This window comes from Enterococcus sp. 9E7_DIV0242 (assembly GCF_002140975.2).
Lineage (GTDB): Bacteria > Bacillota > Bacilli > Lactobacillales > Enterococcaceae > Enterococcus_L > Enterococcus_L clewellii.
On the sequence record NZ_CP147247.1, the window covers coordinates 603,133 to 625,371 of the forward strand.

Here is a 22,239-nt window from a genome sequence, read left to right on the forward strand (position 1 = left end):
TAGTAAATCAAAAAAACTGCGGTTAAAAATCAATCGCAGTTTTTTGATTCATTATGTGAAACTACTGCGCCGGCAATACTTGCTGCGCCTAAAATCAATGTCCATTTATGTGGACTTAACAACCCATAGGCTACCAGACCTACCCCAATAATGCTATTTGTCGTTGCGCTCATGCGCATTGACCGTTTACTTGGTTTAGGTAAGGTTATCTCAATTCCAGAGGTCGCTTCTATCAGCTTCTCTGTTGATCCTAATACCTTATGAAGCATTGGTTTTTCCTGTTTTGTCATCTTCTCTTTCCTCCTAAATATAAAATAAATTCAACGGTAATCAGTTTTCTTATCACTTAAACAACGCATCCATTACATTACTCACTAGAAACTCAAATACCCATCCCGAATCATATGGCGCACGCTTTTTCAGTTCTACTGTATACAAAAGTGTATTGATGACCTCATATACTTTTTCTTGATCGATCTTAAATGTTAAATTGGAGGCATCAACCATTTCAAAGAAAAATGCCTTACTATCAAATTGCATTTCATCTACACGATCTTTTGGTATTTTATTTAAAAAAGCCATAAAATCAGGGGAACCTAAATCATAAAGAAATGGCGCTCGCTCAAATTCCTGAAAATGCCATTTTAATGCGGCTGCAAATCCCTCTTTGCTTCTGTTAGTCTGGATGATTTCCATGATTTTTTGTTTCAAATGAGTCCTGACTCGTACCAGTGTTTCACAGAAGAAATCTTCTTTCGAAGAAAAAAGCAGATAAAATGCCCCGGCAGAAATACCCACTGCCGAAGTAAGCTCCCCAATACTGGTTTTTTTGTACCCGAATAAAGCCCAGCGCTTTTCGCATTCTATGCAAAGCTTTTCTCTTAAAACAGTCTTTTCTTCCTCAGAAAAGCCTTTGGGTCCTCTTGCCAAATCGTCCCCTCCTTTATTATGAACGAAATTATTTTTTTATTCATAATAATTATACAACAGTTATTATTCTTGTCAATAAAAAAAGAATCACCTGACGAAAAGCCGTCTTTCGGTGATTCTTTTCTCACAGTGCTCTCTCTATTTTTAGCGGTTGACCGAACGAGCCATGCGATTGATAGTATGACGCATCCCACGAATCGCTACAGACATTTCATAAATATTTTCAGCAGGTGCCAGACCACCATAGCCTGCATCACCGATATGTTGAATATCTACGCCACAGATTTTGTTGATTAACGCGATTTGTCGAATTGTTTCTTTATTGGCACTTTCCTGACTTGTTCCAATGGCAGACATCGTCAGCAGATCATATTTTTTCGCAATCGCTACAGCTTCTTTTAGATTATCCTCTGTAAAGCCTTGAACAGTACCAACAGCTGGCAGAAGTAGAATGTCTGCACCAGCTTTGGCATAATCTTCTACTGCCTCAGTTGAGACTACAGGTTCATCTGACCCGGCACTGTGCATCTTCCCAGCGATTATTAATCCAGAGAAATTCTCTTTTGCTACCGCTACAGCCTTAGCTATCTCTTTGTTCGTTACACCTGTTCCAGGGTTACCAGTCAAACAAATGAAGTCAAAACCTAGTTCCTCCGCTTTTTGAATCGCTTCTTTCGAACTTATTCTTCCTTTAGAGATTTCTAATTTTTCACTGAACATTGCAGATTGCTCATCAACAGGCTCTAAATTCACGCCTACTGGACGACCAACAAGTTTTTTTAATTCAGCAACTGGATTCTCTTTATTTTTTTCAGGATGCTGAAGATACTCCATCAATTTTTCGATACTCATTCCCGGCAATCCCTGAATGATTGGATTGAAACAATCAAAAACATTCAGTAAAATCAAGTCTGCACCGAATGCAGTCGCAACTTCTGCGTTGGTGATATCTCCCGCTTGAGGAGACGCCATCACAACATTCTCAGATAAAATCGTCCGACCTTCACTCGCTTTAATTGATTGCTTCAGCTCTTGTGCTGACATTTGAGCAACCTCACTATAACTTGCACTGATTAATCGTTTTACCATTTGTTAGCCTCCTAAAAATTTGTCTATACCTATTATACTCTATCCAACAAATAAAACGAAAGCAGAAACGGAAAATAATTATTTTTCTTTGGTTTTAGCATCTTGTCAGTTTAAAGGCATAGCATTTTTCTGCCGCGTAAATTATGAGTATTTTCTTTATTATTGATTTCTTATTCGTTATAATGAAACTATTATGGACTATAGAAATGAGGGAATATCATGTCCTTTGATGGAGTTTTTACCCATTCAATCATCACTGAACTATCGGAACAATTAGTTTCCGGGAGAATATCGAAGATTCACCAACCTTATGAAAATGAGGTTGTTTTAGTTATTCGTTCCAAAGGAAAGAACCACAAACTACTTCTTTCCGCACATCCAAGCTATGCTAGGATCCAATTAACTGAGATGGTTTATGCCAATCCGGATAATCCGCCAAATTTTGTGATGATGCTGCGGAAATTCTTAGATGGGGCAATTTTAGAATCCATCAAGCAAATTGAGAATGATCGTATCATCCATTTTTCCTTTAACAAACGCGATGAACTGGGAGACTTGCAGAATATCCTTCTAATCGTTGAATTGATGGGACGTCATAGCACGATTGTTTTAATGAATAAGGAAACCGGAAAAATTCTTGATGCAATCAAGCATATTGGGAGCTCTCAAAACAGCTATCGTTCGCTACTTCCTGGCGTTGATTATCTCGCACCTCCAGCAAAAGACCAACCAAACCCTTTTCATGTTTCCAAAGAAAAAGTATTTGAGTTACTCTCTACTGCTGATGAAATAAATAGCGGATATTTACAACAAACCTTTCAAGGACTAGGTAGAGACACAGCTGAGGAATTAGCCTTTCGTTTAAATGAACAGCCAAGTAGAAAAATTCCTGTTTGGGAGGATTTTTGGAAGGAACTGATCAAACAACCGAATCCAACACTTACGCAAACAAATAAAAAAGAATTTTTTACTCCCATTGCGTATCACACATTGAGTGGAGAAAAAACAAGCTTCGCTTCATTGAGTCAGTTATTAGATGCTTTCTATAGTGGGAAAGCGGAGAAAGACCGTGTGAAGCAACAAGGCGGCGAGCTGATTCGAAAAATCGAGAATGAACTGAAAAAAAATCAATCGAAGCTTTCAAAACTGAGAAACACGCTGGATGATACAGAGAATGCTGAGTTTTATCGAAGAAACGGTGAGCTGCTAACTACATTCATGGCGCAAGTACCAAAAGGGGCTTCTGAGGTAACGCTCGAGAACTATTATGAAGAAAATCAGCCTATCCTCATCAAGTTACGACCTGCATTGACGCCTAATCAAAATGCTCAAAAGTATTTTCAAAAATACCAAAAATTGAAAAATGCTGTACGGATCGTTCAAGCGCAAATCGAGCAAACAGAGCAGGAAATTACCTATCTTGAGTCGGTTCTGTCACAGCTGGAACTGGCTAGTCCGATTGATCTTAGCATTATTAGAGAAGAATTGATCAGCCAAGGCTATGTAAAAAAACAAAAAAGCAAGAAACAGAAAAAAGAAAAGCCCAGCAAACCAGAAGCCTTTCTTTCTTCCGAGGGAGATACCATTTTAGTTGGTAGAAACAATCTGCAAAATGATCAACTGACACTCAAAACAGCTAAAAAAACAGACTATTGGCTCCATGCCAAGGATATTCCAGGATCACACGTCATTATCAAAAACCCTGATCCTTCAGAAAAAACACTCTTCGAAGCAGCCTTACTAGCGGCCTATTATTCAAAATTCCGCTTATCTGCTCAAGTCCCAGTCGACTATGTTCAGGTCAAGCATGTGCATAAACCGAATGGTGCCAAACCTGGATATGTGATTTACGAAAACCAGAAAACACTTTATGTCACACCCGATGAAGAAGCGATTCAACAGCTGAAACAAACATAAAACACGACTTTATCAAATGGGCGGTTAGATAGAGAAAAACACGACGAATGCAGGAAACCTTTATTTCCCATTATTCGTTGTGTTTTTTTGATTCAACTCACTGTTTTCTAATAATCGTTGAAAAATAGGTGTAAGCAAAAAGAAAAAGACAACATTCCCTATAGCGTGTAAAAAATCAAAGGTCAAGCCTTGAAGATAGTAAGGAAAAAACGCTGGCATTCCATAAATCTGAACATCAATGATTGAAATGACGAAGCCATAAAAGAATCCTGCGAAAAAGCTAAACATCACTTGTACAAAGAACGAGCGACTAAGTACCGGTATCTTAAGTAACCCACTGAACAAGAGCAATAGCGAAGCATAACTCAATAGCTGTGCAATCGTCCATACACCCATCCCCATGTATAAATTGGTAATAATGACAGAAAGCAAACTGACGATCAAGCCTCTCCTAAGCCCAAAATGACTTGTTATAATCAAAAATATTGCGGTCATCGGTTGAACATTTGGAATCGGTTGAAAGAGGATTCGTCCGATAACACAGGCTGCCACAAGTAACGCCAGATAAGCCAGCTCTTTGACTGAAAAGCTCATTTTTTCCGGAGACTCAGAATTTTTCATAGGTGAATTCAATTTGATCCCCCTGTTTCAGATTCGTTTCGTTGGCACCGGTATTGATCATTTCATTATTGATTCTATACACCCAGTAATAACCCTGTGCTTCATCTTGAGTGATTCCATCTATAGAAGTAATCATACCCTTTTCTTCTTTCAAGTCGAATTGTTCCTTCATCGCTTCCATCAAGGTTGTTTCTTCCGTTGTAGAAAACTCTTTTTCTTCAATTACTTCACTGCCTTTTATCAATGAGACGGTCACTTCTATGGCTTTGTTCGAGCTTGTATCTGACGTATTTTTAGTAGCTGAACACCCACTGATAAAGGATAAGCTTAAAACCAGAACACTCGAAAATCCTATCAATTTTTTCATTCCTATTCTCCTAATTTCTTCTATAGGCTTAAGTAAAAGTCCTTTTCTTACAGTTCAAACGTATACCTTTTTCCTATAGATTCTATTTGTGTAAACCTTATTTAGTGTACCATAGCCATTAGAATTGTTCATTTCATCTATATCAGGATGTCCTTTTCCATTTTATTATGACAAGAGAACCAACTATCGATTAATAGATAAAGACTTGTTTCATACTCTTTACTTCTTTTTAATCACTTTCACAATTCCTTCATGAAAAGTATTTTTTTCTTCTTACTTTTTTATGTTCCATTTAACTTGTAACAGTTATGATGAACTCAGCAAACAAGAAAGGGGCTGTTTCAAGGAATTGGATTTTCATTTTTGGGTTTTGTCTTCAAGGTCTACAAAGAAAGCCAAAAGCAAAACCCTGATTACTAAACAGGAAAGCAGTCAACATGTTTCGTTCCGACAAATGAACAAAAACAAAAGCAGATACTCACTATTATCAGCTATTTGAAAAATCGGAACGAAACACACTACTGCTTTATACAATCAAAAAATAAGCTTTTGCTTTTTCTTATATTATTAAGTGGATGAACGTGGTGTTTCAACTCTCCTGAGGCTTAACAGATGTTTATTCTCAATCCATAGATAGAGGTGTAGGTTCGAATCCTACCGTCCACGTAAAACACCCTTTTAAATTAAGGGTTTAACATATATTTGCCCAAATTAAGAAAACTTATATAAACTAGGAAGGATGATGCTCATGAAATTAATACTAAGTGTTGGCTCTCTGATTTTAATCGCTGCATTCGCTTTAACTAGAAAACATAATTACGCATATGCAAAAGTTACAAATCGATAACTAGATATCTAAAAGAGTCCTACTATCAACATAGTATGGGCTTTTTTTAGTAAATGCAACATTGTCTTCCTTACCGTGAATATTTTCTTTTCATAAACTATCCTCTTTAACTCTCAACAAAACGAATGAATGTTCTTACAATCATTTTTAAGGTGATTTTATGAGATATGTAAAAACTATTCATCTCAAAAAAGGCAACAGCTTATACTTATTTCTACAAAATGGAAGTTCATCCGTTTCGTCGTTTATCAGCGAATAGATTCAAAATCGATGATACTTACTATCAAATCTGGACTTTCAACTTTAAAACTGAAAGGAACTACATTGCTACTTTCCCTGTCACTCGTGCTGACCATTTTCATATATTTGAACTGGCGATTGAGGAAACAGGACACACACAATTCAAAAGAGAAAGTAAGCTATCAGATTTTTCAACTACAAAAATTATGCGATATAGCGATCTAAGAGAAGAGATATTCAAGAAAGAAGGTATTTCATATGAATAAAAGAGCTGCTACCGGTATTGCAGATAAAATCAGACTCGTTTCTGCATTTCCTGAGATGTTAGTAAGATTTACACTCCACACTCATAACGAGAACATCAACTGCTTTGTTGCACGTCGTGACTTAGCTAACTTGATAATGTTCTTAGATGATAATACTTTCGAATTGTCAGTGTTCGGACACTACAACAGTAGAAATCAATTAATCATTGAGAAATTCGCTGTTAGAAATCCAAACAGCTTTATAAGGGAATTTGTGAGTAAGCCTTTCAAAGCGATTGCTCAATGAACCTGATAGATGAATACGAGGCTCATTTGATTAGCTATGAGGAGTTTCAACATCATTTATGGGAATCAGGACAACAATTGATAAACGCAGTAGGTCTTGAGAAGTTTATCTTCTATTTAAATGCTAAAGAAAACCAGTACTTTAAAAAAGAGGAAATAAAGAGATCCTGAAACTCACTTGAGTAACAGGTCCTCTTTTATTTTCTACAGTTATTTCACAATAAATTAACGATTTTTGACAACTGATGTCGGTGCAAACAAAATACAATTTTTGTTTGTGCTTTTTTTATGTACACATTCGTTCTTAAACTAAAATACACATTCTTTCAAAAAGAACATCAATTTCTAAACTTTCATATTTTTCGAAAATCAATTTATTTGTTATTCAAAACAAATAGTCAAAATAAACATATTTTATTGGTTAAACTGATAAAAAAATACAAATATCCTAACAACTAAACAGCACAACATATATAACATTTGTTATATTTTAACCTTCCAAAAGAGCATAAGAAAACGCTTTTATGGTAAAATTCAATTATAAAAAGTAAAGGATGTGTAATTATGAAGAAAGTGAAAGTTTTATTGATGGGGTTCCTTATGGTAATTGCGTTTTCTGTATTCTTTTCTAGCAAAGCAGAAGCTGATATAAATGGGGGCGGGCCTGTATATAGGCTATATAATCCAAAAAACGGCGATCATCTGTATACTCAATTCGAAAGTGAAAGAGATCATTTAGTAAGAAACGAATGGAGAAATGAAACATATGGAAAAACAAATTTTTATTTTCTTTCTGCACAAATGTATACTTCAAGAAAACAGGCTTGGCGACTGTACAATCCCAAAATGGATAGGCATATGCTAACCACTGATTCATCCGAACGAGCTCATTTAGTAAAGAACGGTTGGAACAGTGAAAGTACTGCAATGTTTATGGTTTACACATTTGGCGAACCTATATATAGAATGTATAACCCTAATAATCCTGCCTGGGTTTATGTGCGCTCCGCTGAGGCAAATAATCTTGTCAGAGCGGGCTGGCAAAGACAACGAATTGAGTTTTATGTAGAACCTATGTAATCTGTTTGTGGTATAAAATCCCTGTTGTTCATTAAGAGTGACAGGGATTTTTATTTTTACTTACTTTAGCTGTCCTCTTTTATGTATCTATAAGTAACATTGACCAACTTAAAAAAACATCCATTCTTCCCAGCTCCTTGTAATTATTATATTACAAGAATACATTAATATAAATCAATAATCTACAATTATTTATAAATAACCATATTATTATTGCGAGAATAGAACAATACCGATCACAGACTGTTGTAAAAGTGTAGTTTAAACAAGGAAGGATGATGGCCCTCCCTTCTGGAATAAGTTTATTTTCAATCTGCGAGCGACGTAAGTTAAACATCGAAAGAGCTTTTCTTGTTTTGTGCGATCTCCCGTGATGTTTAAACTTTTCCATACTATCATAATAACAGCGATTTCCTTTCTTGTACGCCTCAGCGAATTCAATCAAGGCAATAGCTTTCATTTTCTCAATGTTCTTATCTGAGTAATTCAGTGCCATGCCTATCTAGCACACAGAACGTTTCTCAGCATCACAATACGAGTAATAGAGTATTTGGATTGACAGAGAATTGGAAAAACTTGGGATTATAAGCATTCAAAAAGTTTTTCAACTACTAAAACTGAATCTAGCATTCGTACTCTATCAATCCATTCAGAAACAATGAGATTATTGAAAGAATACCTTAAGTCAAACCGCTTAACAAACTCATTTTTACGGACAGCTCTTTGACACCCATCTCTTCAAATGCAGCAAATAAGGCATTAAAAAAAGCGCTTAAGCGTGCCGGTATAGATAGAGATCTCACTTTTCATGGTTTAAGACACACTCATGGCAGTTTACTGCTTTTATATGATACAAACCTATTCTACGTTTCTAAACGCTTAGGACATGCAACAATGGAAACGACAGCAAATATATACTCTCAACTAACAAAAGAACTTAACGAGAAGGGAAATCATGTTTCAGAAGAAGTCATGGGAAATATGTATCATGCCCAAAATATTGCCCAAAAATAATTGATTTGAGGTAAATACAGATAAACTGAAAGTCTAATCTTACAGTTATTCTAAAGTCTTATAAACCATGAATAAGTTTACCGTCCACGTATCCCCTATTTTTTTATAGGGTTTATCATATAGTTACTCTTAACAAAGTTAACTCTCTTAAATCAGAAAGGATGATTGCCAATGAAAGTACTACTTACTGCTGGTTCCCTCATTTCAATCGCAGCTATTACAGCCATTACACTGAACAGAAAACACAGTTATGCGTATGCAAGAGTGTCGCATCGTTAAAGCATAGACCAGCCTGAACGGGTTGGTCTTTTTATTGCTCCCGTTCCTCAACTGTTCTGAGCTACTCCAACCAATTTTTCACCTTATATTTCATAGTGGGCTGTTTTATCAAGGCATTTCCAGCAAGTAATTCACTTCGGCTCTAATTTCCGGTTCGATTTCTTCAAATCCTTCCTTCAATTTGTCAAAGCTATCGACGCCATAATCTGTTAATAATTGAAGTGCTGATTCTTTCACCACCAAGCTATTTGACGCCAGTATAACCTCTTCCAACAAGCTATTTATGTCTTTTTTATAAGCTAACCTATATCCAAACCACGGATCTAAGTATCTATCTAAGCAAAAAAGAAGGCGTTTCTTCTCCTTTGAAGTCCCATGCTCAAGTACTTTTTAGATTGCCTCTATTCCTGCTTCAACGATTCTCATCTCGTACTCTGAATAAGTAGTGTCCCCTCTTTCCTTCATAAAAAAACATCTCATTGTTTCCTTTTCACATAAAATTATAGCAGAAATTACTCGTCCCTCCATGCTTTCACTCAAAAACAGCAAGTATCGTTCTCGCTGATTATATAGATTACGAATACCAACACGAAAAAGTAAAAATTTTTCAAAAAAAATAGTAAAAAAGAAGGCCTCAGCAGCCTCCTTTATTTCTTTAATTTTATAATCCTGTCAGTAACAAGGCGTGTGTGAGTTCCTGTTTCCTAACATTTTTAGGTAGGAACACACGAATTTCGTCTTCGTTGAATCCAACCTGCATCCGGTAATCATCCAAAATGATTGGACGTCTCAAAATTGATGGCTCTTCTTTGATCAGCTCAATCAACTCACTTATAGATAATTGACTGATTTTATCCTCGTAATCTCGGTAAATATTCGAACGTTTTGAAAGGATATCCTCCGTCCCATTTTCAGTCATTTGAAGCATCTTCCTTAATTCATTATCCGTAAGCGCCTCATTGAAAAAATTCTTTTCTTTGAACGGAATTTGATGCGAAGCAAACCATTTCTTTGCTTTTCTTGATGATGTACTGCTTGGGGAAGTGTACACTTTGATCATAACTATCTCTCCTTAGATTTCATATTTCATTATAAATTCTATCCTTTTTTCATAATCCAAGCAAAAGATTTGTTTTACATTCCTTTTTGTGAAAAAATAATTTAAATTAAATATTTTCCTAACTTAATATTTGAAATATAATTTTAATCATAGAAAAATTCAAGCTGATTTCTTTCTAGCAACTTCTCTCACTTTCATTTTCTCTTACGTTATTCCTTTCAAAGCCAGTATCTTATATTTTTTTCCTACTTTTTTCCATCAGAGCTTACAAAAAAGCACAAGCAAAAATAGCTTGTGCAAAATAATTCAAATTCATTTTTTATCGCGATTGATAATAATGTGATTTTATAATCTTACGAATAATCAGAACTAACCAGACGATGGTAACTGGAATCAACCCGATTCCTATAACTAAGGGAATCCAGCCAACAAATAATAAAGGAAGCCCATACTCATAAGTTCCAGCCAAGGCACCTCCCCAATAGATGCTGTAACCAAAAGAAATTAATCCGTATGTCAGCTTACCAAGGACCAATACACCTATCAACGAAAACCACAACTTCTTTTCTTTCACCACTTTTCCTCCATCAATTAATCTATCATTCTATTATAGCAATTTTTTTACTGACACTGCATCCCCTTTTTTCTTAGGTAGCTTAAAAGAAAATATCTCTCATATAAGAATCCTTTCACGTGTGAAAATCGCAAAACCATATTACAATAAACACGACTAGTTAGAAAAGAGGCAACAATTATGACATTTCTAAAAAAATACGGCTTTTATTTTATGGTACTGGCAATTCTAAGTGAGTTGATCCTTCCTTTTATTTTAGGTAGCTTTTATCTAAATTACGACTCCTTTACTATGTTAATCAGTTCTTTTGGAGAAGACGGCAGCCCTGTGAAGCTGGCTTTTAAGATTTGGGTGAGCATTAATGGGGTTCTTTTCTTGCTGGCAATCCCTAGCTTTTATCAGCGTTTCAAGCAAACTTCTAGACCATTAGCTAAATGGTTATCTATTATGATTGCGGCTTTCGGTATTGGAGATTGTATTATCACGGGTCTGTTCGATCAATCAACCAACCATTCCGAGATAGATATCGAAGGTATGATTCACAACTATGCTTCCGGAATAGGCTTTGTGGCGTTACTGATAGGAACTGCGTTACTATTTAGGCTATATTCCTTAGAAAATAAGCATTTTATGGTAACGATCATTCCAATTATTTTCATTATCTCATTATTATTTATGTTGCTTTTTGCACTCCCAAAGATCCCTATACTTAATCAGGTTCATGTGCCTTATCGCGGCTTATGGCAAAGAGGCAATTTACTTTTTCTCTATTTACCCTTCCTTTTTGTTGCATTAGAAGGCCTTTTCACTAGAATCGAGAATCGGTGAAAAAGCCTTCTTTTTTATTAATTCAATATAACCTCAGATGATTTTTTGGTAGTTCGATTATAGGATGGTTATTGAACACTCTTGCCTTATTAAAAATTAAAAGACAGCGACGCCTTTATTAATGACGTCGCTGTCTATTCTAGTTTAATCAATAGATTTCAAAGCATCCAGCATGTTGACAGATTTGATTTTACGATGCATCACACCCATGATAATAAACGTGATAGCTAGCGTAATCACTGCCGAAAGAATAAAGTTCATGCCCATCAGCTCCGGATTAAACATAGCTTCGTCTGGTGGGAGAGAAACCATGATAAAGCTGTGTAAAAAGAACCCCAACACATAGCCTACCAAGGTGCCAAAAATTGATAGAATAATCGTCTCTCTATAAATATACAAAGTGACCTCTTTATCATAGAATCCCAGAACCTTGATGGTAGAAAGCTCTCTGATTCGTTCAGATACATTGATGTTGGTTAGGTTATATATAACCACTACCGCCAACAGAATTGCACAAACGATCAATACAACAATCACACTATTCAAGCCATCCATAACTGCAGCAATTTTTCCACTCAATTCTTTGGATTGAACCACGCCTTTCACACCGTCAATATCCATTAGCTCAGTTGCCATCTGATCACTGTTAGATGCCGAGCGATCATCCAATGTCATCAGCTTTCCATTCGTGTTCAGCTCCCTTTCGAAAGCCTCAGCATAAGCGGTACTACCCATAAAAATATAATGGCCCATGTACATCTCAGATATATCTGAAACAAGAAATTCCCTGTTGATTTGCTCGTCGTCCTGAACAATAACTGAATCGCCACGCTCGACATCAAGCAATTTCGCAAGTTTTTCAGAAAGTATTACACCTTTATTAGACAGCGATATTGTTTTTTCGGTTGTACGCTCTCTCAATTTTACGAACTTGGAAAAGTTGTCCGGATTGTCCGAAGCAAGCAAGGTAATAGACTGCTTATCATCGTTCTCTCCTGCAACGACAGAGACTTCTTCATATCGAACATCCGCCGATTCCATTTTCTCAGCAATCTTTTTCTCCGATAATTTCTGGTCAATATCTTCTTCTTCATCGTATATAGTAATCAAATCATAATTGATTACTTCGCCAAACTGCTTATCAACGATGCCTGATAATGAATCTCTAATCCCGAAGCCAGTAATCAGTAATGCCGTACAGCCAGCAACACCGATGATCGTCATAAACATTCTTTTTTTATAGCGAAACAGGTTACGCGCTGTTACTTTATAAGTAAAGCTCATTCTGTTCCAAATCGGCTTGATTCGCTCTAATAGAATCCGGGCACCGGCTTTTGGTGGTTTAGGTAAAAGCAGACTTGCTGTTCGTTCCTTTAGCTCTCCTGTAGCAAGCAAATACGCTGGAACAACGGTACATATGACTGCTGTCAAGACCGCAAGCACTGTATATTTCAAGGAAAAGAGCAACATGATTTCAGAAAATGTAGATGTCGCAGCATACGCATTGAAAATAACGATTGGCAATAATGTATGACCCAATAAGGTCCCTGCTATTGCACCTAGACTGCTTGGAATTAGTCCATATACAACAAATTTTTTCTTGATGTCTCGGTTGCTGTAACCTAATGCTTTTAGCGTCCCCATATTAATCCGCTGTTCATCCACAAACCGAGTCATTGTTGTTAAACTGACTAAAGCAGCTATCGCAAATAGAAAGACAGGAAACACATTCGACAGAATATCGATCCGCTGTGAATTTTCTAAATATTGCTTGTACCCTGGATTTTCCTTACGATCATTAACCGTATACACAGGTGCCGCCAAATCTTCCAAGTCTGCTTGTCGATCAGAAAGCTCCTTTTCTCCATCTGCGATTTCTGTTTCAGCCTCAGATTTTTTCTTATTAAACGCAGCCAATTGCTCATTATACGTTGCTTCTTGAGAGGCAATTTCTTGACTAAAATTCGCATATTGCTGTTGCAGTTCCGGTATGCCAAGGCTGAGGCTGCTTTCACTTTCTGTAAGCTGCTCTTTTGCTGCATCAATTTGCTCACGTGCCTCTACAAGCTTTGTTTCAGCCTCCAACAGCTCATTCTTTACATCAGTGATTTCTTGGTAGCTGTTGTCGATCAATTTCTGCTTTTCAGTTTTCAGATCCGTCAACCGTTGTGAGGGACGGTTGGCTGTGAGCTGCTCAATATCTTCCTTGTGCCTTCCACTAATTTCATTATAGTCATCACTGTAGGCATCTATTTTTTGCATATCTGTAAAGGATAGTCTGGCGATCATGAACAGCTCTGAATCGAATACTTCTGGGAGAACAACCCCATAGCTGTCCAACTGCCCTCGACCGACAGTCGTTTGACCAATGGAAGTCTTATCGATGAGTTCACTGGATTTGACAAATCCAGTGATTTTGAATGTTTCTTGTTTCAAAATGGTTTCATCATCTGCATTTTTTTCTTCCGAGAAATGGATCTCATCACCAAGCTTATAATCTTTCTGTTGTTGATAATCCACAGCGATCTCATCATCTCGAGAAGGCAGCTCTCCTTCTACAACTTCATATTTTGACAAATTTTTGGGAGCAGAGAAAATTCGAAAGCTTGTATCTGTATTTTTCACAACAACATCTTTCAAATAGCCAAACTCTATCTCATCCAGCTGTTCTGCCTTCTTCAAGGTCTCTTGATCCTCTTCATCTAACCCCCATGTTGACGTAACTGTCAGAAAGGCCAACTGGTTCTCTGCATAGAAATTTTCTGCAGTCGTCCGCATATCCGGCCCGGTCACTTTCAATCCTACAAAGGCAAATGCCCCTAGCAGCATCAAACTAAAAATAGATAAAAATCGCCCATAAGAGCCTGCAATCGATCGTCGGATATCTTTCCATAGCTGTTTCTTCTTCATACTCTGCCACCTACCATTCAATATTCTCGATCAGCTCAGGATGTGTATTGACCTCTATCGTTTTCGCTTGACCATCATGCATATGAATCACTCGATCTGCAATCGGCGCAATCGCTGCATTATGGGTAACAATAACCACTGTTGCCCCTTTTTTTCTGCTCATATCCTGTAGAATTTGCAGCACCTGCTTGCCGGTTTCATAATCCAAAGCCCCTGTTGGTTCGTCACACAATAATAGCTTCGGGTTCTTCGCTACAGCACGAGCAATTGCAACACGTTGCTGCTCACCACCTGAGAGCTGTGCCGGAAAATTATTGATACGTTCACCAAGTCCGACTTCTTTCAATGTTTCTTCCGCATCCAATGCCTCTTCAACGATTTCAGAAGCTAACTCCACATTTTCTTTTGAGGTCAAGTTTGTGACCAAATTATAAAATTGAAAGATGAAGCCTACATCTGTTCGTCGGTAAGCGATTCGTTCCTTCGATGAGTAGTCAGAAATTTTCTGCCCATCAATCAGAACTGTTCCCCCATCATTTGTATCCATTCCACCAAGAATATTCAATACAGTGGATTTTCCAGCACCCGAAGCGCCTAATATTACGACTAGTTCGCCCTTTTCAATAGCAAACGTCACCCCATTATTTGCAGTGACAATTGTATCACCGACTTGATAACGCTTGTAGCTTTCGATCATTTCTATATATGACATAGCCTTTCCTCCTTAAATGAACAACGCGTTGATTTAAATATAGGAATATTGTAGAATGAATGCAGAAAGAATTCAATAAACAGTTTTTCGAAGTCTGTTCATTTAATTGCCACAGAAAGGGAGTGACACCATGCCCAGCCTAAGAAACACAGAGACAAAGGCATTAATAAAAAAAGCATTTACGCAACTACTGTCGGAAAAGGGAATTGAAGGGTTGACTGTAAGTGATATCACGAGAACCGCTGGAATCAATAGAGGGACCTTCTATTTACATTACCTTGATAAATACGACCTTCTTGGCAAAGTTGAGACAGATATTCTTTCTCACTTACGAGGAATCTTCAATAAACATGGGAACACGGACGATCCGATGGAGCTGATCCCTTACGAAGCGATATTGGAAGCGCTGAATTATGTTTTAACAGAATTTGAGCTGATCAAAGCATTGATCGGTAAGGGTGGCGATAAGAAATTCATCGATACCTTCAAAGACTTAGTTGAAGAAACCATCAAAGATAAAATCAAAAAAGCTGATTTTTTAAGCTGTGATCATGAAGGCTTACCAAAAGTATACGCTCACGAAATCCTCTTATCCAGCATTGTTTCAGTGATTTTATTGTGGATCGAACGAGATGCGAAAGAATCTCCTGAAGAAATCGCGAAAATCATCAATCAGACAAAACAGCTGTCACCGATTACGTTGCTAAAGTAGATCCCGCTTTTGTTGGGTTCATTAAATTGAACTAAGCAGAAAACCAGATACACACGTTGTTTCTCGAAACACTTACGTTTGAGAAGCTCCGGTATATCTGGTTTTTTTGTTGTACTACATCAAACTTTGATACAAGGCAATGATCTCTTCTACTGACGCATCACGTGGATTCCCCGGAGAACATACATCCTTGAACGCATCCTCTGCGATTTGTGACAGGTCTTCTGCTTTTACCCCCAGCTCTGAAATCGTTGCCGGAATGCCGACATCTTTGCTTAGCTGGTCGATCGCTTCACACGCTGCATCACGTACCGCTTCGATGCTCATCGTTTCTGCACCTTCCAAGCCTAACGCAAACGCAATCTCACGGTATTTCTCACCAGTAAAGTCCTTGTTGAATTTCATGACTGTTGGCAACAGCGACGCACAGGCCACGCCATGAGGAATGTTGTACCACGCACTCAGTGGATGTGCCATGCCATGAACTAAGCCTAAGCCGACATTTGAGAAGCCCATTCCAGCGATATATTGGCCTAATGCCATATCTTCTCTTCCTGTTTGATCGCCATTTACAGAGGCTCTCAAGGAACGACCAATGATTTCAATTGCTTTGATATGCAGCGTATCGGTCATTTCCCACGCTCCCTTGGTAATGAAGCCTTCGATTGCATGCGTCATCGCATCCATTCCTGTTGCTGCAGCCAAGGCTTTGGGCATCCCCATCATCATGTCGCTATCTACGAAAGCCACAATCGGGATATCATGAGGGTCAACACACACGAATTTACGATGGTTTTCTTCATCTGTGATCACATAATTGATCGTTACTTCTGCTGCGGTCCCTGAAGTGGTTGGGACTGCGAGAATCGGCAGACAGGGATTTTTCGTCTCTGCTACGCCTTCCAGACTACGGACATCCGCAAACTCAGGATTTGTCACAATGATTCCAATGGCTTTTGCTGTATCGATCGGTGAACCTCCACCAATCGCAATAATACAATCTGCTCCGGCCTCTTTGACTGCCGCAACACCGTCTGTTACGTTTTTGATCGTTGGATTTGGCACGATACCATCATAAGTACTATATTCAATTCCAGCTTCGTCTAATAAAGCTGTGACCTTCGTCGCTACATCAAATTTAATCAAGTCCTTGTCCGTGATCACGATTGCCTTTTTAAAGCCGCGTTTCTTGAACTCTCCTGTAATCTCAGCAATTGCTCCTTTACCAAAATAAGATGTTTCGTTTAATACCATTCTGTTTGCCATGTATAAACCTCTTTCTTCATTATTATTTCACTGTAACCAATACCAATTGAATAAACAGAGTTATTCCATCAGACAAAAAATTGACTCTTCCCTATCAGCGCTCTTTCAAATCTACTTGCTCTTTCGACAAAAAACTAGTTGACTAAGGGGGTTGTTCCCTCACTTCCCATTAATGCTTTATAAAACAACTCATATATTTCCTGTTCATATTTCACTGTTAACAGCTGCTCTCTGAATGTTTGGTCGTTGACTAAATTGTATAAGGAAGTTACTGCATTTAAATGGCTTTTTTTATCCTTAGGTGCAATCATGACCAAAATGCGGACAGATAATTTAGTCGAAAAAGGAATAGGCTGTTTCACTCTCAGTAACGACATCCCGAGCTTATAGACACCGTCTTCCGGTGCTGCATGTGGAATCGCTACCTCTGGGGCAATGACAAAATACGGGTATTCAGGATCGTAGTTTTGAATAATCGTTTCCAAATATTTTTCGTTGATAAAACCATTTTGAAGTAACGGTTTCCCACATAAACGAATCGCTTCTGCAAAGAGTAGCGGCTGGTTATAAATCTGAATATGCTGTTGCGGCAAAAGAGGAACTAAGTCCGTTTTTTCTTTAAAAAGATTCGTTAGCTGTCCTTCTTTTTCTTGGAAAAACAGTTGCTCCAGCTCCTCCTTCAACAACAGTTGCGAGTGAACCGTTGCATGCCTTTCAATGACTGCAACTAGCTTATCCATACTGACTTGATTTCCTGACCCAAGATACGTCTGGCGGCCAAAAATCTCCGTCTCTACTTTATATTTCAGCAGCTGCTTTTCCTCTTCTGTCAGAAAATGCTTGATAAAGAAGGAAGGAATATCCGTATCTACAGCAACTGTCGAAAAAATGATGTCTACTTTTGGGTCAAACTCATAAAACTCTCGTAATGAGAGATAGCGAATAAAACAGATTTCCGGTAATAGCTCCTTCAAATTTTCCAGTAAGAGCCGTGAAACTGAAACGCCATGCATACAAACCACAACAGCCGTTTTTTTCTCCTGCTCATGAAACTTATCTCCCTTTAAAAAGCTTAGAAAAATAATTAAGAGATAGGCCAACTCTTCCTCCATGAATTCAATAGTCAGATGCTGCTCGATTGGTTGCACTGCCTTCTTTACAATAGAGTAAAATTCTTGATATTCTTTTTGGATCGAACAAGAAAGCTCGTTCTCATCAGGAACACCAAAGCGAATCCGATAACTTGCCGGTACAATATGCTGATAGAGGATATCACACAATTCCTGTTTATTTTCAAAAAAAGTAATGCTTGATTTTTCAAATCGATCGATGCTTGTTTTTATCGCTTGTTGGAGGGCCTCATCCTTCCTAAAAGACGTTCGTTTCACAACATTGATGCTTAAAATATGCATGGTGATAAAGCGTAGCTCTTGATTGCATCTCACTTGTTTTCCAGTTGCATAAAGCTCGGCAAACAAATCTGAAACGACGCTGTATGTCTCTTGATTCAGCAGCTTTCCATACCGATCGATCGTCGCCGTATCAATGGACTCGTTTAAAGAAAATCGCTGGATAGATAGGTAAATAATCATGCTGAGATAGGCGATCTTCATTTCTGAGAAAAACAACTGAAGCTTATTTTCAAGCTGCGCAATTCTTTGGTGGATCGTGTGCAATAGTTGTGTGTCAATTGTCAGCAAAGTCTTGAACACAGACAGCGAGTATTCTTTTTCAATTTCTCCTTTTACCAGATACAACCATAACTTGCGAATGTTGATTTCCTGTCCAACCAAAAAATACCCTTTTGTTCGTGTTGACTTCATCTTTAAGCCTCGTTCGGGCAACCAGCTATTCACGATTTTCATATCAGCTAAAATAGTATTTCGACTCACACTCAGTTTGTCAGCTAGATTTCCCAAGGTCATGTTCTCATATAAAATAATCAAAAAAACGATATACTGCTGCCGCTCATCGCTTTGAAGACGGGGCAAGGATGCCCTGTTTTCTAAGATAGATCGCTTCTGCTCTCGGCTTAATACCAGCAGGTAGCGATGATTTTCTTTTTTTATCAACGGCAGCTGCTTTTCACTCAGATGATCATTGATTTTTTTCACTCGATAATCCAGTTGGCTTTTACTCAAACCCAGCTCATCCATCAAACGACGGGAAGAAACATCGTTACCCTGCAATACCCGCTCAATCACTTGTTTCATCATTGAATCCATAGTCAAGCTCCTTTTTTTAGAAAATCAGTGAAACAGTTATCTAGCTTCTACATTTTATCGATAGTGATTCGTTTCAACTGTTGTCAGTATGAAAAGAGACAGTTAAAAAATGCCATTCCTTTCTCAACGGTATAAAGCTTTTGCATTCCTACTTGAAAAACCAAGCAGACTACAAGAAATATTCTTTCTCATAGTCACAAGGTTCTTTCTTTTTTCTTACTGATTCGTTATAATTTAATCAGCATATCACTTATGCCAAGTTTAAAATACGCATTGATCACGTCTCGTAACAAATATGGAGATTTTGGAATTGCATCGATCGTGTCGCCTGCTATATGTGGGGTGAGAGTCACATTATCTAGCTGTAATAAAGGATCATCCTTTTGGATCGGTTCTTTCCATATTACATCTAAGGCGGCACCGGCAATTCTTTTTTCCTTTAGAGCCTTGATCAGTGCGTTTTTATCTAATACGGCAGCTCTCGCTGTATTTATCAAATATGCGCTCGGCTTCATCAAAGATAATAGATGATCACTGACCATGTTTGTTGTCTCCGGTGTGACCCGCATATGCAGAGAAATCACATCTGCTTCCGCAAATACTTCTTCCAACTCTTTGAAGGTCACAATTAAGCCCTCTTTTTTTATTTTCTCCTGATCGACAAATGGATCGTAGGCGATAACCTCTACGCCCAAGGCATTTAGTCGTTTCACTACGAGCTTACCGATATAGCCTAACCCTATCAAACCCACTGTTAAATTACTCAATGTGGTTTTATATAAATCATTAGGGAATGCCTTTGTCCATTTTCCAGTCATAACGTCTTTATGTCCGCGAGCAATATTTCTTGTCTCTGTATAAATTAACCCGACCGTGAAATCTGCAACTGGTTCTGCATTACGAATAACATGGAGCAACGGGATGTTCTTTTCTTTTACGGTTTCCACAGCAATATGCTCTAAACCGCCGCGACACGTACCTATCAGCTTTAAATTTGGTGCATTTTCCAACATCTCTTTTGAAACAGGTGCGATATGCACCAACAGATACTCTGCATCCTCCATCGCTTCGACGACACCATCTGGGACGTCCACTGCCTCAGGTCCCCCGTTTTCAATGAGCAGGATTTTCTCCTGAAACTGATCCTTGGTCAAATCTGCATGCCAATTGAATGCTACTACCTCGATATCTGTACCCAATTCTAATTGCTGCGCTGCTTCTTTCAATGTTTCACTGCTTACCAAGCGGTCACCGACAACGACTACTTTTGTCATTATGCTGCCTCCTCTTCTAGCGTCATCTGAGCATTTGCTTCCAACTCAGCTTGTCTTTCTAAATAATCATGAATGGCTTCTCTTTTTGTTCGAACAAAGACATACATCACAATATAGACAACAACCGATAAACCGATCCAAATAGGATTTTGGGTCATAAAAATCAAGAACAGTCCACCCATGATATGATTTGTCATTACAGCAAAGCTACAAATGAGCAACGCTCCTTCCGGCAAGTTGACACCAACATCCAGAGCTACATCGGTAAAGATTGGCGCAACGGCTGTGATCATATAAAGACCGCCAACACACCAAATCGTTCCTGAAATCAGTGATTTAAAAATATTGCCATTTGAAACACAGATAATCAATTCTATCATATATGGAATCGCTATCAAATCAACCATCGGTAAGGTTTCATTCCCCGGTAAAATGATGGCCATAACTAAGATGATCGGCATCAACAGCATCCCTGTCAGTAATGTTGCTGTTTCACCATAGCCTGCAGCATCATTGATTGCCAAATACCAGACACGGTCCTTGCCGCCTGTTTTAGCTGTTCGTTTTGACGCATCTGTAATAGTTGTGAACGCTGAAGCAAATATCCCGGCAATTTTTGGAAAGATTGCCATAATGGCTGCCGTTGCAATCCCTACTGTTACGATTTCACCCCAGCCTTCCATTGTATTCAAACGCATGAAGTTACCGGCAAACCCCAGCAACAGTCCCAGCATAAAGCCCAGAGACGTTGGTTCGCCCAAAAAGCCCAGCTTGTCCTGTATTTTTTCAGGGTTCCATTGTACTTTATTCGCACCAAGCTTCGTTAAGATCCAATCCATCCCAATCGCTAAAGGAACGGAGCAAATATGGTGAGGGGCGGTCATCGTACATTTCGGGTAGCCATAATAGGTTGACCAACGCTTTGCCACGATTTCAGAAAAGACAAGGCTGTACATATTAGACAATACCATCAAACCAATTGCTAACCACAGATTGCCCGTTGCAATATACAGCATCGATCCCCACAGCATAAATGAAAAGTTATTCCATAAATCAGAGGGCATGAAGATGTTGGTATATTTCAAAACAAAGAGAATCAGCTGTAACACCAATCCTAACCCTAAAAAGATCATCCCAACTTGAGTCGAATATGCCACTACACTTGTTGCTTGCCAACCCGTATCGAGAATGCGAAGGTTCACGCCGGTTTCCTCGACCATCCGCTGAACAACCGGTGTAACAATTGGTGAATAGGCACCGATGATCATATTAAAACCAGTCAATCCAATCCCTGCATTCAGCGCAGCTGTAAAAGCCTTTTTCGGTTTTACCTTCATGATCAGCGCAATAAAGAAAATAATAACTGGAACGACGATCGCCGCTCCAAAAGACTCCATGATACTAGATAATAGTTCTAACAAGGTTTCCTCCCCCTTTTATAATGTTTTTACTGTCGCCAGCAGCTCTTCATAAAACTCATCTTCCTCCATCCCCGTCAATAAACCGACAGAGTTGATCGTAGGAACTTCATATTTTCCTTTCAAGGGGCTTGTATGAACAATCAAATCCCACTGACCAGAAGCCAGTTCACCTTCTACACCACCAGGATTTACCTCCACAGTCTTTGCTCTATAGCCGTTTTCCTCCAAAAAATCCTTAACTTTTCCAGCAACCATTGAACTTGTCACTGTTCCCGATCCACAGACTGAAATGACATTAACTCTTTTCATTTTTGCTTCCTCC

General features: G+C 38.3%; 20 protein-coding genes, 1 tRNA gene and 1 pseudogene. 7 read left to right on the top strand and 15 right to left on the bottom strand.

Translation table 11 applies throughout. The features are described 5' to 3' along the window. Positions 1-29: 29 nt before the first annotated feature. From A5888_RS02930 to A5888_RS02940, 3 genes are all read right to left on the bottom strand, one after another. Positions 30-290: a hypothetical protein gene (locus A5888_RS02930; protein ID WP_086347752.1), complete on the bottom strand. Its 261-nt coding sequence runs from the start codon at positions 288-290 to the stop codon at positions 30-32. A gap of 52 nt (positions 291-342) precedes the next feature. Continuing rightward, complete coding sequence (locus A5888_RS02935; protein WP_086347753.1) at positions 343-930, bottom strand: TetR/AcrR family transcriptional regulator; 588 nt, start codon at positions 928-930, stop codon at positions 343-345. Positions 931-1,074: 144 nt separating this feature from the next. Then, complete coding sequence (locus A5888_RS02940; RefSeq protein ID WP_339101900.1) at positions 1,075-2,019, bottom strand: haloacid dehalogenase-like hydrolase; 945 nt, start codon at positions 2,017-2,019, stop codon at positions 1,075-1,077. 219 nt (positions 2,020-2,238) lie between these two features. Here A5888_RS02940 and efbA point away from each other — a divergent pair, with 219 nt between their 5' ends. Then, complete coding sequence (gene efbA, locus A5888_RS02945; RefSeq protein WP_339101901.1) at positions 2,239-3,936, top strand: fibronectin-binding protein EfbA; 1,698 nt, start codon at positions 2,239-2,241, stop codon at positions 3,934-3,936. Between the two features lie 60 nt (positions 3,937-3,996). On the opposite strand, the gene A5888_RS02950 is transcribed toward efbA, so the two are convergent. Together A5888_RS02950 and A5888_RS02955 are read right to left on the bottom strand one after the other, a co-directional pair. Continuing rightward, positions 3,997-4,557 (bottom strand): ECF transporter S component, encoded by a 561-nt coding sequence (locus tag A5888_RS02950; RefSeq protein ID WP_086347754.1) that lies wholly within the window; start codon positions 4,555-4,557, stop codon positions 3,997-3,999. Beyond that, on the bottom strand, positions 4,544-4,924 hold the full coding sequence (locus A5888_RS02955) for a DUF4430 domain-containing protein (protein ID WP_339101902.1): 381 nt from the start codon (positions 4,922-4,924) through the stop codon (positions 4,544-4,546). The genes A5888_RS02950 and A5888_RS02955 overlap by 14 nt, the downstream gene beginning before the upstream one ends. A 571-nt stretch (positions 4,925-5,495) precedes the next feature. Between A5888_RS02955 and A5888_RS02960 the strand changes: the two genes are divergently transcribed. The 4 genes and pseudogenes from A5888_RS02960 to A5888_RS21470 all read left to right on the top strand — a co-directional run. Further along, positions 5,496-5,590, top strand: a tRNA-OTHER gene (locus A5888_RS02960). Between the two features lie 679 nt (positions 5,591-6,269). Continuing rightward, positions 6,270-6,563 (top strand): hypothetical protein, encoded by a 294-nt coding sequence (locus A5888_RS02965; protein WP_086347759.1) that lies wholly within the window; start codon positions 6,270-6,272, stop codon positions 6,561-6,563. 563 nt (positions 6,564-7,126) lie between these two features. Beyond that, positions 7,127-7,642, top strand: coding sequence for a hypothetical protein (locus A5888_RS02970; protein ID WP_339101903.1), 516 nt, complete (start codon positions 7,127-7,129; stop codon positions 7,640-7,642). 723 nt (positions 7,643-8,365) lie between these two features. Continuing rightward, positions 8,366-8,515: pseudogene (locus A5888_RS21470) on the top strand (tyrosine-type recombinase/integrase); the annotation flags it as partial. Positions 8,516-9,043: 528 nt separating this feature from the next. On the opposite strand, the gene A5888_RS02980 reads toward A5888_RS21470, so the two are convergent. From A5888_RS02980 to A5888_RS02990, 3 genes are all read right to left on the bottom strand, one after another. After that, positions 9,044-9,211: a hypothetical protein gene (locus A5888_RS02980; protein WP_212647159.1), complete on the bottom strand. Its 168-nt coding sequence runs from the start codon at positions 9,209-9,211 to the stop codon at positions 9,044-9,046. 385 nt (positions 9,212-9,596) lie between these two features. Next, positions 9,597-9,995, bottom strand: a complete 399-nt coding sequence (gene spx / locus A5888_RS02985; protein ID WP_339101904.1) for a transcriptional regulator Spx — start codon at positions 9,993-9,995, stop codon at positions 9,597-9,599. Between the two features lie 319 nt (positions 9,996-10,314). Further along, the gene (locus A5888_RS02990; protein ID WP_339101905.1) at positions 10,315-10,569 is read right to left on the bottom strand and encodes a hypothetical protein; all 255 of its coding nucleotides are present in this window, start codon (positions 10,567-10,569) and stop codon (positions 10,315-10,317) included. Between the two features lie 180 nt (positions 10,570-10,749). On the opposite strand from A5888_RS02990, the gene A5888_RS02995 reads away from it, so the two are divergent. Continuing rightward, positions 10,750-11,397, top strand: a complete 648-nt coding sequence (locus A5888_RS02995) for a DUF998 domain-containing protein (RefSeq protein ID WP_339101906.1) — start codon at positions 10,750-10,752, stop codon at positions 11,395-11,397. A 144-nt stretch (positions 11,398-11,541) separates the two neighbouring features. Here the strand turns inward: A5888_RS02995 and A5888_RS03000 are convergent, their stop codons facing one another. Together A5888_RS03000 and A5888_RS03005 are read right to left on the bottom strand one after the other, a co-directional pair. Further along, positions 11,542-14,307 carry an ABC transporter permease gene (locus A5888_RS03000; RefSeq protein ID WP_086347761.1) on the bottom strand — a complete coding sequence of 922 codons (2,766 nt, stop codon included), beginning with the start codon at positions 14,305-14,307 and terminating at the stop codon, positions 11,542-11,544. Between the two features lie 10 nt (positions 14,308-14,317). Then, the gene (locus A5888_RS03005; RefSeq protein WP_086347762.1) at positions 14,318-15,019 is read right to left on the bottom strand and encodes an ABC transporter ATP-binding protein; all 702 of its coding nucleotides are present in this window, start codon (positions 15,017-15,019) and stop codon (positions 14,318-14,320) included. Between the two features lie 130 nt (positions 15,020-15,149). Here A5888_RS03005 and A5888_RS03010 point away from each other — a divergent pair, with 130 nt between their 5' ends. Further along, positions 15,150-15,731 (top strand): TetR/AcrR family transcriptional regulator, encoded by a 582-nt coding sequence (locus A5888_RS03010; protein WP_086347763.1) that lies wholly within the window; start codon positions 15,150-15,152, stop codon positions 15,729-15,731. 114 nt (positions 15,732-15,845) lie between these two features. Here the strand turns inward: A5888_RS03010 and fucO are convergent, their stop codons facing one another. The 5 genes from fucO to A5888_RS03035 form a co-directional block, all read right to left on the bottom strand. Continuing rightward, entirely contained in the window at positions 15,846-16,997 is a 1,152-nt protein-coding gene (gene fucO, locus A5888_RS03015; RefSeq protein WP_086347764.1) for a lactaldehyde reductase, read from the bottom strand. 134 nt (positions 16,998-17,131) lie between these two features. After that, on the bottom strand, positions 17,132-19,222 hold the full coding sequence (locus A5888_RS03020; RefSeq protein WP_086347765.1) for a BglG family transcription antiterminator: 2,091 nt from the start codon (positions 19,220-19,222) through the stop codon (positions 17,132-17,134). Between the two features lie 227 nt (positions 19,223-19,449). Then, positions 19,450-20,496, bottom strand: a complete 1,047-nt coding sequence (locus A5888_RS03025; RefSeq protein ID WP_086347766.1) for a 2-hydroxyacid dehydrogenase — start codon at positions 20,494-20,496, stop codon at positions 19,450-19,452. Next, entirely contained in the window at positions 20,496-21,917 is a 1,422-nt protein-coding gene (locus tag A5888_RS03030; RefSeq protein ID WP_086347767.1) for a PTS galactitol transporter subunit IIC, read from the bottom strand. Before A5888_RS03030 ends, A5888_RS03025 begins: the two co-directional genes overlap by 1 nt. Positions 21,918-21,932: 15 nt before the next feature. Next, positions 21,933-22,226, bottom strand: a complete 294-nt coding sequence (locus tag A5888_RS03035; RefSeq protein ID WP_086347768.1) for a PTS sugar transporter subunit IIB — start codon at positions 22,224-22,226, stop codon at positions 21,933-21,935. Positions 22,227-22,239: the final 13 nt, after the last annotated feature.